This is a genomic window from Sinomicrobium kalidii (assembly GCF_021183825.1).
Taxonomy (GTDB): domain Bacteria; phylum Bacteroidota; class Bacteroidia; order Flavobacteriales; family Flavobacteriaceae; genus Sinomicrobium; species Sinomicrobium kalidii.
On the sequence record NZ_CP089211.1, the window covers coordinates 621,152 to 633,481 of the forward strand.

14 protein-coding genes are annotated in these 12,330 nt (G+C 43.7%); 8 read left to right on the top strand and 6 right to left on the bottom strand.

Going from position 1 to position 12,330, the window contains the following annotated elements; genetic code table 11:
- Positions 1 to 226 precede the first annotated feature (226 nt).
- The 5 genes from recF (at position 227) to LS482_RS02385 (ending at position 2,864) form a co-directional block, all read left to right on the top strand.
- The gene (gene recF, locus LS482_RS02365; protein WP_233030149.1) at positions 227 to 1,303 is read left to right on the top strand and encodes a DNA replication/repair protein RecF; all 1,077 of its coding nucleotides are present in this window, start codon (positions 227 to 229) and stop codon (positions 1,301 to 1,303) included.
- Positions 1,304 to 1,403: 100 nt separating this feature from the next.
- Entirely contained in the window at positions 1,404 to 1,739 is a 336-nt protein-coding gene (locus LS482_RS02370; protein WP_233030150.1) for a type II toxin-antitoxin system RelE/ParE family toxin, read from the top strand.
- An 11-nt stretch (positions 1,740 to 1,750) separates the two neighbouring features.
- The gene (locus LS482_RS02375) at positions 1,751 to 2,077 is read left to right on the top strand and encodes a helix-turn-helix domain-containing protein (protein ID WP_233030151.1); all 327 of its coding nucleotides are present in this window, start codon (positions 1,751 to 1,753) and stop codon (positions 2,075 to 2,077) included.
- Positions 2,078 to 2,088: 11 nt separating this feature from the next.
- Positions 2,089 to 2,526 carry a lipocalin family protein gene (locus tag LS482_RS02380; protein ID WP_233030152.1) on the top strand — a complete coding sequence of 146 codons (438 nt, stop codon included), beginning with the start codon at positions 2,089 to 2,091 and terminating at the stop codon, positions 2,524 to 2,526.
- A gap of 41 nt (positions 2,527 to 2,567) precedes the next feature.
- Positions 2,568 to 2,864: a DciA family protein gene (locus LS482_RS02385; RefSeq protein WP_233030153.1), complete on the top strand. Its 297-nt coding sequence runs from the start codon at positions 2,568 to 2,570 to the stop codon at positions 2,862 to 2,864.
- 106 nt (positions 2,865 to 2,970) lie between these two features.
- On the opposite strand, the gene LS482_RS02390 is transcribed toward LS482_RS02385, so the two are convergent.
- On the bottom strand, positions 2,971 to 3,390 hold the full coding sequence (locus LS482_RS02390) for a nucleoside-diphosphate kinase (protein ID WP_233030154.1): 420 nt from the start codon (positions 3,388 to 3,390) through the stop codon (positions 2,971 to 2,973).
- A 284-nt stretch (positions 3,391 to 3,674) separates the two neighbouring features.
- A complete protein-coding gene (locus tag LS482_RS02395) occupies positions 3,675 to 5,573 on the bottom strand; it encodes an OmpA family protein (RefSeq protein WP_233030155.1) in 1,899 nt (632 codons plus the stop codon).
- A 310-nt stretch (positions 5,574 to 5,883) separates the two neighbouring features.
- Here LS482_RS02395 and LS482_RS02400 point away from each other — a divergent pair, with 310 nt between their 5' ends.
- Positions 5,884 to 7,470 carry a peptide chain release factor 3 gene (locus tag LS482_RS02400; RefSeq protein ID WP_233030156.1) on the top strand — a complete coding sequence of 529 codons (1,587 nt, stop codon included), beginning with the start codon at positions 5,884 to 5,886 and terminating at the stop codon, positions 7,468 to 7,470.
- Positions 7,471 to 7,609: 139 nt separating this feature from the next.
- Here LS482_RS02400 and LS482_RS02405 read toward each other — a convergent pair whose 3' ends face one another.
- The 4 genes from LS482_RS02405 to LS482_RS02420 form a co-directional block, all read right to left on the bottom strand.
- Positions 7,610 to 8,350: a class I SAM-dependent methyltransferase gene (locus LS482_RS02405; RefSeq protein WP_233030157.1), complete on the bottom strand. Its 741-nt coding sequence runs from the start codon at positions 8,348 to 8,350 to the stop codon at positions 7,610 to 7,612.
- A 538-nt stretch (positions 8,351 to 8,888) separates the two neighbouring features.
- Positions 8,889 to 9,845 carry an NAD-dependent epimerase/dehydratase family protein gene (locus LS482_RS02410; RefSeq protein WP_233030158.1) on the bottom strand — a complete coding sequence of 319 codons (957 nt, stop codon included), beginning with the start codon at positions 9,843 to 9,845 and terminating at the stop codon, positions 8,889 to 8,891.
- Positions 9,838 to 10,674, bottom strand: a complete 837-nt coding sequence (locus LS482_RS02415) for a glycosyltransferase family 2 protein (protein ID WP_233030159.1) — start codon at positions 10,672 to 10,674, stop codon at positions 9,838 to 9,840. Before LS482_RS02415 ends, LS482_RS02410 begins: the two co-directional genes overlap by 8 nt.
- A gap of 10 nt (positions 10,675 to 10,684) precedes the next feature.
- Positions 10,685 to 10,825 (bottom strand): hypothetical protein, encoded by a 141-nt coding sequence (locus tag LS482_RS02420; protein WP_233030160.1) that lies wholly within the window; start codon positions 10,823 to 10,825, stop codon positions 10,685 to 10,687.
- Between the two features lie 84 nt (positions 10,826 to 10,909).
- Here LS482_RS02420 and LS482_RS02425 point away from each other — a divergent pair, with 84 nt between their 5' ends.
- Positions 10,910 to 11,662: a glycosyltransferase family 2 protein gene (locus LS482_RS02425; protein WP_233030161.1), complete on the top strand. Its 753-nt coding sequence runs from the start codon at positions 10,910 to 10,912 to the stop codon at positions 11,660 to 11,662.
- A gap of 1 nt (position 11,663) precedes the next feature.
- Positions 11,664 to 12,224, top strand: coding sequence for an L-threonylcarbamoyladenylate synthase (locus tag LS482_RS02430; RefSeq protein WP_233030162.1), 561 nt, complete (start codon positions 11,664 to 11,666; stop codon positions 12,222 to 12,224).
- The last annotated feature ends 106 nt before the right edge of the window (positions 12,225 to 12,330 follow it).

The window sequence follows — 12,330 nt, forward strand, 5'->3', positions numbered from 1 at the left end:
TAAGACTTTAGTTTGTGCCGCAAAAATATAATTTTTATTGATATGTGAAAGACTATTTATTCGATATTTTTCATTAGTTTAGGCAACTTTCAGAGCGATTTATTAATGTGCCGCGATAATTTGCCAATGTGATAATATAGTCGTGTGATTATCGTAATGGGGCAATGTGATTTGTTAATTTACTAATTGACGAATTGGTACATTGGCCAATTAAGTAAAAAGAAGAATGTTTTTAAAAAAATTATCCTTAATAAACTATAAGAATTTCGGTTCGGCCGACTTTGAATTTGACGAAAAGATCAACTGTTTCGTAGGCAATAACGGCATCGGGAAAACCAATGTACTGGATGCCATCTACCACCTTTCCTTCGGGAAGAGCTACTTTAACCCCATAGCCCTGCAGAACGTAAAGCACGGGGAAGACTTTTTTGTCATTGACGGTGAGTTTGAAAAGGCCGGGCATGCGGAACACGTGATCTGCAGCCTGAAAAAGGGACAGAAAAAAGGGATCAAACGCAACGGTAAGCCCTACGACAAATTATCAGACCACATCGGGCTCCTGCCACTGGTGATTATCTCCCCGGCAGACCGCGACCTCATCGTAGAAGGGAGCGAAATCCGGAGAAAATTCATGGACAGCGTGATCTCCCAGTCGGACAAAAACTACCTGAACCACCTTATCCTCTACAACAGGGCGCTGGTACAACGCAATTCCCTGTTAAAATACTTTGCCCTGAACTATACTTACGACCACGATACGCTTTCCATATACAATGAGCAGCTACACATTCACGGCACGGAAATCTTCAGGGTACGAAAACAGTTTCTGGACGAATTTATTCCCATCTTTCGTAAACGTTATCAATCTATTGCCGCAAACGGAGAAAGCGTCAATATTACATATAACAGCCAGCTCCTGGAACAGTCACTCGACGAACTACTGAAAACAAGTGTCAACAAGGACAAGGCCGTACAATACACCAGTACCGGGACACACAAGGACGACCTCAGCTTCGAGATCGAAGGATTTCCCGTAAAAAAATTCGGAAGCCAGGGACAGCAAAAGTCATTTCTCATTGCCCTTAAGCTGGCCCAGTTCGATTTTATAAGGGAACAGGCCAAGGTACCTCCCATTCTGCTGCTGGACGATATTTTTGACAAACTTGACGAAAGCCGTGTGGCCCAGATCGTAAAGCTCATGGACGAGAACTTCGGCCAGTTGTTTATAAGCGACACCCATGCAGACCGGACCGAAGCCGTGGTAAAGGAAACACATCAATCGTATAAAATGTTCAGGCTTTAAAACAAACAAATATAACTACCTTTGCCACTTCAAAAAGTTTCCATATAAGTAAACTTTTTAGTATATTTGCAGCACTGATCAAAACTGAAAATTAAGTTGAATGCAACCAAAATTCGAGGTGATTTTCCTTGAACAGGCTATTGATTTCATGGAAACACTGGATTTAAAAACGAAAAAAAAGATTTATTATAATATTGACAAGGCAAGAATTGAGAATGATCCCAGGCTTTTCAAAAAACTAACCGATGATATCTGGGAATTCAGAACCAGATATAAGGGGATTCAATACAGGCTTTTTGCTTTCTGGGACAGGACCAGCCGTAAAGCTACTTTGGTTGTTTCGACACATGGGATCATTAAAAAAGTAGATAAAGTACCTAAAGCAGACATTGAAAAAGCCCGGAAAATAAGAGACAATTATTTTAACAGCATATAAAACCTCAGGCCATGGAAAAGAAAAAACAAAAAATAATGACCCTTGACCAGATGAAGGACAAACATATCGGAAAAACAGGAACTCCGGAACGGGATAAATACGAATTTGATCTTCAAATGGAAGTATTAGGCAATATGATAAAATCCATACGAAAAGAACGTAAATTAACACAGGAACAACTGGGAAAACTGATAGGTGTACAAAAATCACAAATATCAAAATTGGAACGCAATACCAAAAATGTAACTATCGAAACCATACTAAAGGTATTCCGGGCACTAAAGGCTAATGTAAAGGTGAGTATCGAAATGAATGAAAGCAAATTTAAAATAGCCTGAAAACACTTTAAATGAAAAAACTGAAATTATTCATCGCTGCGGCCTTTTGCCTCTTTTTATGGAACTGCTCCACTACTCCCCCGGAAAAACAATTACAGCACATTACGGGATACTGGGAAATTGAAAAAGCGGAACTACCCGACGGACAGGTAAAAGAATACACCGTAAACACTACGGTTGACTATATTGAGATTACCGGGGACAGCACCGGATTCCGGAAAAAATTACAACCCAGACCGGATGGCAGTTTCAGCACTTCCGGGGATCGGGAAGCATTTACCATATCCACAAAGAACAACGGGCTTTTCCTTAATTACCATACCCCGTTGAGCGCGTGGAAAGAAAAGGTGATCAAGGCAACAAAAGACCGCCTGATCCTTCGGAATACAGATAATTTAAAGTACTTTTACAAAAGATTCCGGCCCATCGATCCGGATAGTCTCAACTGACAAAAAAACACGGACAAAATCTCAGGAGAAAATAAACCGCAATGGCAAAGCGACACAGCGAACATATATCCTTATCTGAAGCACTAAAAGCCTTTATAGAACAGAACAAGCTGCAATCCGGCATGGATAAGATTGATGTCCGTGAAGCCTGGAAACAGCTTATGGGGAATGGCATTAACAACTACACCGCTGATGTTCAACTGAAAGGGGACACCCTGTATGTAAACCTTACTTCGTCTGTTTTACGTGAAGAACTGAGCTACGGCAGGCAAAAGATCATACAAATGGTCAATGATGAACTGGGGAAAGCACTGGTTAAAAACCTGATTCTAAGGTAATCTGAATAAATTCCTTACAACAATATGCCACCCCGGGCACAGTTAAAATGGCTTCGAAAGCCAAAACCTTTCAATTGTGCCCGGGCGACAGTAAATTCAGGATATATCAGAATATTTCCCTTCCGGAAAAATGGAATGCGCTTTCTATGGCTGCATTCTCGTCACTGTCCGAACCATGCACGGCATTCTCTCCGATGGAAGAGGCATACAATTTACGGATGGTTCCTTCGGCAGCTTCTGCCGGGTTCGTAGCACCGATGAGCGCCCTGAAGTCGTCTACGGCATTTTCCTTTTCAAGAACGGCAGCCACTATCGGCCCCCTGGTCATAAAATCCACCAGCTCACCGAAGAAAGGACGTTCCCTGTGAATGGCATAAAATTCCTCGGCATCCCGTCTGCTCAGTTGCGTGAACTTCATAGCTACGATCCTGAATCCTGCAGCCGTGATCTTTTCTAAAATAGCCCCGATGTGCCCGTTTTCCACAGCATCGGGTTTAATCATGGTAAATGTTCTGTTTGTTGCCATTTGCTCGTTTAAAATTTTGTGCAAATGTAGCTCTTTACGCAGAAAGTACAAAGCATTGGCTCAGTTGATACAGGGCAAACGCATCATACGATTATTTTGACAATAGTTTTACCTCCTTTATTCCAAAATTGAACGAGAAATAGCTTTAAATGGTTTACCCTGTTAGTTGATAAATGCCCGGATCCGGGTTTAAACCTTCAGAATTCCGAAATCCGGAAACCCATTCTACAAAAAACTGCCTTTCCTCCGGAAAAGCAGCTTATCCTGTGGCATGGCCATACATTTTACCGCTGTACTATAATAAAGGCCGACCTCCGGTTCAACTGGTGTTCTTCTTCGGTACAGTCCACACCGTTAGAACAGTTGTTGAGCAATTGCTTCTCTCCATAACCAATAGCGCTTTCTATACGGTTCTCCGCAATGCCCCGGGAATACAAATAATCACGCGTAGCCTTTGCCCTGTTATCGGAAAGTTTTTCATTATAAGCATCGTTGCCCCGGGAATCGGTATGAGATTCGATCTTGATGATCATTTCCGGATGTGCGTTCATAACGCTCACAATATGTTCCAGCTCGTACTCGGCATCGGGACGTATATTCCATTTGTCGTAATCGAAGTAAATGGGATTGATCACGATCTCATCTTCTATAATAAGCGGTGTAAGCGCCAGATTAGCAGTAGCCTCTTCCTTACCCTTGACATTGATCTCTTTCTGACCGGAACGGTAATCTTCCATATCGGCCACCACGGTATAAGCACCGTCCAGGCAATCTCCCTTGAGTGTATACATGCCGTCCACGTCGGTCAGGACCTTGGCTACCACACCTCCACCCGGTTCAATAAGGCGAACCGACGCCTCTATCAAGGGTTCTTCCGTGCGGCTGTCGGTAACTTTACCGCTTATGGCTACTTCACAATCCCTGGCGGTAAAGTGGTAAATGTCGTCATCGCCTTTTCCGCCCAGCCTGTTGGACGAGAGATAACCTTCGGTATTATCGCCGTTCATCATAAAGGCAAAATCATCAAGCGCACTGTTTATCGGCACTCCCGGATTGGTCACCTTACCGAAACGCCCGTTTTGCGGTTCGCTTTTAACAATGTCGAGTCCGCCGAGACCGGGATGTCCGTTAGACGAAAAATACAATACCCCGTCTTTATCTACGAACGGGAACATTTCCCTTCCCCTCGTGTTTACAGGACTTCCGAGGTTTTGCGGTGTGCCGTAGCTTCCGTCATCATTGATATCCACCACATAAATATCGGTCACACCGTGTCCTCCGGGCATATCGGAAACAAAATACAGCTTTTCTTCGTCCGGACTCAAAGCAGGGTGCCCTACGGAATAACTAATATTATTAAAAGGCAATGCCGTAATATCCCCCCATTTTCCTTCTTCGTCGAGGGTGGCTTTGTACAGTTGTAAATGGACTGTTCCTTCTTCATCCTTCTCAGACCTTTTGCCGTTATCGGCATTATCGCGGGTAAAGTACATGGTCCTTCCGTCCGATGTAATAGCCAGTGTAGCTTCGTGATACTGGGTATTGATCTCACCTTCCAGCTTGTTTACCTCATCTACCTCATTGCCTATTCTGTGCCCTGCGTATATATTTAAAAAAGGCTGTTTGTTCCAATCGTATATCCTGGTCCTTCCCTTTGAAGGCCGGGTGGAGGCAAAATAAAACCTGTCGCCGAAGATAAATCCGCCGAAATCAGAGTATTCCGTATTGATGGCCAGGTTGTGAACATTGCCAAAAAGTTTGGCCCTGGGGTTGGTTAACCGGGTATAATAATCCCCTTCCTCTAACAACCTGAGTACTTCCGGGTCACTACCTCCCCTTTCGGCCGAAGCTTTCATCCATTTCATCGCCGCGTCATATTTCCGGTTTCCTTTTAGAGCCTGTGCATAACGAAAGAGGTAATCGGGCTCCACCTCGTTCTCATATTTGGATATCAGGATGCCATACCAACGTTCGGCTTCCTCCATATTGGTATTGTAGTAATAAGAATCCCCCAGGCGGCTTAGTACATGGACAGAAGAGTCCCCTTTTTTTACCAGGGCCCTGTACAATTCCGCCGATTTCACGTAAGCCAGCTTGTCAAAATAACGGTCGGCAACCGTTCTTTGCTGCCCGTAAGACCAGCTTATTCCAAAGAAAAGTAACAGTAGTAATAGTTTCCTCATAACTTCTCATTTTATCCTCAGGATATACCGCAGGGGCACGCATATGTTCTCCCAAAGACATGTTTCATGCACTAATATACTACGAAACTTTCAATACGCGATCGATACTTCGCGTTTTTTGTCATCAAAGGGATGAAAAACAAAAAACCGGAACGAACAAAAAACACAGTATTAACATTTTAACCATTACCTTATCGCTGATTCCGGGAAACAATTATGACCATTTAAGGTAAAATTTGAAAATCAGTCGCAATACGCTTTTAACCGTTCGTATTATAATACTATTTTTGCAACCGCAATACAGGAATTTATGGATTTAGTTAAAGAGATCAGTAAAAGGAGAACCTTCGGTATCATATCGCACCCCGATGCGGGGAAGACCACGCTCACGGAAAAACTGCTGCTCTTCGGAGGGGCCATACAGGAGGCCGGTGCCGTAAAGAGCAACAAGATAAAGAAAGGGGCCACCAGCGATTTTATGGAGATCGAACGCCAACGGGGAATATCCGTAGCCACTTCCGTACTGGCCTTTAACTACAAGGATAAAAAAATAAATATACTGGACACTCCCGGGCACAAGGACTTTGCGGAAGATACCTTCCGGACACTCACTGCTGTAGACAGTGTTATTGTGGTTATTGACGTGGCCAAGGGTGTGGAGGAACAGACGGAAAAACTGGTAGAGGTATGCCGTATGCGCAATATCCCCATGATCGTGTTTATCAACAAGCTGGACCGGGAAGGAAAAGATGCCTTTGACCTGCTGGACGAGGTGGAACAAAAACTCGGACTGACGGTTACTCCACTCAGTTTCCCTATCGGCATGGGATATGATTTTAAAGGTATTTACAATATCTGGGAGAAAAACATCAACCTCTTTAGCGGGGACAGCAAAAAAAACATCGAGGAAACCATTGCCTTTGACGATATTGACAATCCCGAGCTGGATGAGATCGTAGGCAAACAAGCTGCGGAAGACCTGAGGGAAAACCTGGAACTGGTGCACGGAGTTTATCCCGGATTCGATCGTGAGGCTTACCTCGGCGGTATACAGCAACCGGTTTTCTTCGGATCGGCCCTGAACAATTTCGGCGTACGCGAGCTGCTGGACTGTTTTGTAGAGATTGCCCCGTTCCCCAGGCCGAAACAGAGTGAAGAAAGGGTGGTAAAACCCGATGAAAAAAACTTTACCGGCTTCGTTTTTAAAATTCATGCCAATATGGACCCGAAACACCGTGACCGTCTGGCGTTTATAAAAATAGTTTCCGGCACCTTTGAGAGAAATACGCCCTACCTGCACGTTCGGCACAACAAAAAGCTGAAATTTTCCAGTCCCAATGCATTTTTTGCGGAAAAAAAGGAGATCGTGGATATTTCATATGCAGGTGATATCGTTGGACTTCACGATACGGGCAACTTTAAGATCGGCGATACGCTTACGGAAGGAGAAACCCTGAACTTCAAGGGGATTCCGAATTTTTCACCGGAACACTTCCGCTATATTAACAATGCCGACCCGATGAAGGCCAAGCAACTGAACAAGGGAATAGACCAGCTTATGGACGAAGGTGTGGCACAGTTGTTCACCCTGGAGATGAACGGCAGGAAGGTAATCGGTACGGTAGGTGCCCTGCAATATGAGGTGATCCAGTATCGCCTCGAACATGAATACGGGGCCAAATGTACTTATGAGAACTTCCCGGTACACAAAGCCTGCTGGGTAGCACCCGAAGACCCGAAAAGCGATGAATTTGCCGAGTTCAAAAGGGTAAAACAGAAATACCTGGCTACAGACAAACAGGGGCAGTTGGTATTTTTAGCCGATTCCGCCTTTTCCATACAGATGGCACAGCAGAAATACCCTTCGGTGAAACTGCATTTCTCGTCGGAATATTAGTAAAATCAGAAGTACGAAGTTAGAAGCACGAAGTCGGAAAAACCAGAAATTGTTATTAATTCCCTGTGCCACTTTGTGCCTGTTTTGTGAATCTTTACGGTAAAACATTGCCCCTAAAAAACCACAAAGGTCACAAACTTCACACTTCCGACCTGCCTACCCGAAGCATTATGGGAAAGGTCACCGTCTTCTCTTTCCGGTTTCCCCAGCTTTCTTTTAATTCATTATAAACAAGACTAACAGGGTTTTTCCCGTTCTCCCGGATATAATGGCGTACGGCGGACCAGGTTTCCAGGTATCCCGTGAGTTGTTCCAGTGTCCATTGGTATTCGCTTTTAAAATCCGGGGCCCTTTCTTCCCGGAAAGGGAACGGGATGGTCTGGTACAGTTCATCGATATACCGCCTTTCCCTGTCCCAGTACTTCCCGATAATATCGGAATAAAACTTATCTATAACGCGGTCTGTATCCACGTCCAGTTTAAGCAATGCATATCCTGTTACGGCAAGGATACCCCCCCTTTTTAATGTACGGTTCACTTCCTTGTAAAAAGCGTCGAAATCAAACCAGTGGATGGCCTGTGCTACAGTAATTAAATCAAACTGATGATCGGCAAAGCCGGACTTTTCAGCATTTTCCACCTTATAAATGACATTTTCCTTCCGCCAGGCATTTTTGATCTGGTTTTCACTGAGGTCGGTAGCATACACCTTTTGAAAATGTCCCGCTAAGGCCACGGCAAGCTGACCGTTTCCTGTTCCGCAGTCCCATGCACAATCCTGTTGCTTTGTAAGGGAAGCCAGATAAGCAATAAGCTCCGGCGGATAGCCGGGACGGAACCTGGAATAGGAAGCTGATTGTTCGGAAAAGTTGTCTTTCATGGCAGGTTGTTAAATTGTTTGTTGTAGTTTTTTAGTTTTGGAGTTGGTTAGTTTTGGAGTTGATGAGTTTTGGGGTTGATGAGTTGGGAGTTCTTAGTTTTTTGCCATTGCTTGTCCCGACCAAAAGTCGGGAGCGCTGAGCCCCTCATCAAGTTCGGGACAGGTTATGTCGATATAGGCGTATCCCGCAAAGCGGGACGGGGAGTTTGACTCTTCCCAGGTCCCGGGATAATCCCTTAACTTTCACATTTTTCCTGCGGTTTGGGTTTTCTAACCCTTCGTCACGACTGAAGTTGTGTCATCTCTACTTCAGCAGGGCTCAGTACGGCGCCTTTGTCATCCCGATAACTATCGGGAGGGGGAGTCTTTTTTCTTATACCACAGGAAAGTTACGTTATATTTTAGGGTTATTCATCTATAAATCTTCAATCAATTATAAGGATAACATCCGTCTTCAGTCCCTCATCATCCATCCTTAATAACTTAGTAACCCAATAACCTAGTAACTCCCAACTCCAAAACTCATCAACTCCCTCTCTTATCCCGCAAAATTATTCCTGTACCATTCCACCTGTTTCCGCAACCCTTCCTCAAAAGAGGTGGACGGATCGTAATCCAGCAGTTTACGTGCCTTGTCGATAAGGGCTGTAGTACGAAGCTGGTCGCCCGGGCGGGGCGGGGTGGCTTCGATGCGGGCTTTTTTGCCGATGATCTTTTCGATAAGCGTTATACCTTCCGCAGTGGTGTATTCTTTATCCGAACCTATGTTGATGATCTCGCCATTCACTTTGTCCTCTTTTCCTATCAGGGCAGAAACACCTTTTACAATATCGCCCACATAGGTAAAACTCCGGGAATGTTTTTCGCTTCCTTTAAAAAGCGGAAAAGAGGTTCCCTCAAAAATGGACTTTATCAGTTTGGTATAGAGTTTTTCCGGTCTTTCCCTCGGGCCATAGACCGAGTATAACCTCAACGAACAGGCCTGTATCTTTCCCGACCGCTGCTCTCCGAGCACCAGTTGTTCCGCTGCCAGTTTCGTAGTCCCGTAAAATGAAATGGGTTCCGGAGGTGCTGTTTCCGGCAGTGTGGCTTCCTTACCATAAATGGAAGATGTGGCCATATTGACAAACAGGCGGAGCCCTTTATTCTCCTCCCTTACCCAATCCAAAAGATTTTGTGTGGCAAAAATGTTGTTTCGCACATATCCCTGCAGGGAAACATCGGGAGATATTCCCGGTTGGGCTGCATAGTGAAAGATATAATCCATATTTCCGGGAAGTCTGCCTTTCAGTTCATCCGTCAGGTCAGCCTGCACAAAAGTAACGCCTGCCGCTTCAATATCCTTTACATTTCTCTTTTTAAGGGCTATATCATAATAATCCGAAAAATTATCCACGCCGTAAACCTCATGGCCTGCTTTCGCAAAATATTCTGCGGTATGGGAACCGATAAATCCGGCTGCTCCTGTGATCAATATTTTATAACTATCAGGCATCCTTTTCTTTTTTTATAATTCCGTAGGGCGTCCAATCAATTTTACTACTTTTGGTATGCTCCCGTATGGCTTTGTTTTTAGCTATCGACTCGGGTGTTTTGTACCCACGGGCATGGTCTAAATGCACACAAATAGCACTGTATCGTATCTGTTTTCCTTTTATGCCATAATTAAAAAGTCGTTCGCCCAACTCTCTGTCCGGCCCACCATATTGCATACGTTCATCGTAACCATTAATAGCAATCAAATCACTCTTCCAAGCCGATGAATTACAATTATTAAAGGTTGCTCCCGTTGGCGTGACTACATTTAAAAAATTAGCCATCCCATCCTTCGCAGATAATTTCAACTTATTTTTTGAACTTACAACACCTTTGGTCTTTAGCCAATTTACTTTAAAACAATCCTGATTTTTAATATCGTTTGCCGCAATTGCTTCACTTGTATTCATAGGTAATTTGCAATAACCCCCAGAAAGAAAATAGCCTTTTTTGGCCAATTTAGCATGGGTTTCAACAAAATCTGCTCGTGGTATGCAATCTCCATCGGTAAAAAGGATATACTCATGCTTTGCAGCTACAATAGCTTTATTTAAAATGGTTTGCCTACGATACCCTTTGTCTTCATGCCACAAATGAGTAATGTCTACGGGATAGTCGTTTTTTTTAAAATCATCAATAAGATTCTTGGTTTCTTCAGTAGAGCCGTCATCAGCTATAATAACATCAAAATCAATACATGTTTGACACTTATAACCTTCTAAGACTTTTCTTAACCAATCCTGCTTATTGTACGTGGCGATAATTACAGAAATAGACGGGATTTTCATTTTGATACTTTTACTGCGCAAAGATAGTATTTTTACCAAAGAACGTCATCGACAATGATCTTTTCAACGTCTTTAAAATATTGGTCATTATAGCCAGCCAGGATTCGGCATTGTATGTACTGATGATTACAGAAAAGGCGATCTTATTCATTCTGCTAATTTATCCAAAATATGGGCAAAAGTATAAATACAGATATATATCTTTGCCTTTATTCTGAACTAAATTTTCCCGGAAGTGGCAAAACTTACCATTATCATACCCACACTCAACGAAGAGGAATTTATAGAACAAGCTATAAGATCAGCCTCTTTTGCCGACGAAATCCTGCTTATCGACTCTTACAGCGAAGACCGGACCCTGGACATTGCAAAGGAATACCCGGTGACCGTATACCAAAGACCATTCGACGATTTTTCCAACCAGAAGAACTACGCCATAGACAAGGCCCAAAACGACTGGATATTTATCCTCGACGCCGATGAAGTGATCTCCCCGGAGCTCCGCGAAGAGATCACCGCCGAACTGAAGAAGGACAATCCTTGCGAAGCTTATGAAGTAGGTATGACCCGTATGTTCATGGGCCAGCAAATGAAATACGGAACAGCAAGGAACGATTCTAAAACTCTGCTCTTTAACCGGAAACATTGCAGGTTTGGCAAAAAACTGGTCCATGAAAACCTGGTAGTCAATGGCAGAACAGGAACTTTAAAACACAAGGCTCTTCACTATACCTACAGGGGTTTTGACCATTTTATAGGCAAAAAGAACCACTATGCCTGGTTACAGGCCAGGGAAAAGTTTGCCAAAGGTAAAAAAACGAACCTCTTTCATTTCCTGGTAAAACCTCCGTTTCGCTTTTTTAGCGAATACATTATAAAAAGAGGTTTTATGGACGGTATGCCGGGATTTTTCAATGCGTATATAAACTCTTACGGAGTGATGACCCGGTATATTAAATTATGGCTGTTACACCGTAATCAGAAATAATATGATCGAAGAAATAAACAACGCCATAGCAACACTCAACAAAGGAGGCCTCCTCCTCTATCCCACCGATACGGTATGGGGTATAGGGTGTGATGCCACCAATGCCGATGCCGTGGCCAAAGTGTATCAATTAAAAAGACGTCCGGATGCCAAAGCGCTGATCTGCCTGGTCTCCGACGAGGCTATGCTGGAAAGACATATCCCGGAGATCGCGGATGTGGCTTATGATGTTATTGACCTCGCTACCAAACCCACCACCATCATATACGACAATCCCACGGGCGTAGCCAAAAATCTTGTGGCCGAAGACAATACCCTGGCCATAAGAGTGGCATCGGATGAGTTCTGCCGGAAACTCATCCGCAAATTTGGCAAACCCCTGGTTTCCACCTCCGCCAATATCAGCGGAATGCCCACACCCCAGTCTTATACGGAAATAAGTGACGAAATTTTAAAAGGTGTCGACTATATAGTAAATTTGCACCGCGAAAAAAAAGGCGGACAACCGTCTTCGATAATCAGGATCAGTAAGAACGGGGTAGTCAAGGTCATAAGGAAGTAAGTTTTTTTAGCCACGGATACACGAATATTTTTTTGTTTATCTGCCTGGCGGCAGATTTTAGGGTGATGTTAAACAGGGAATATGGTTATTGAAAAACATTAGTGTA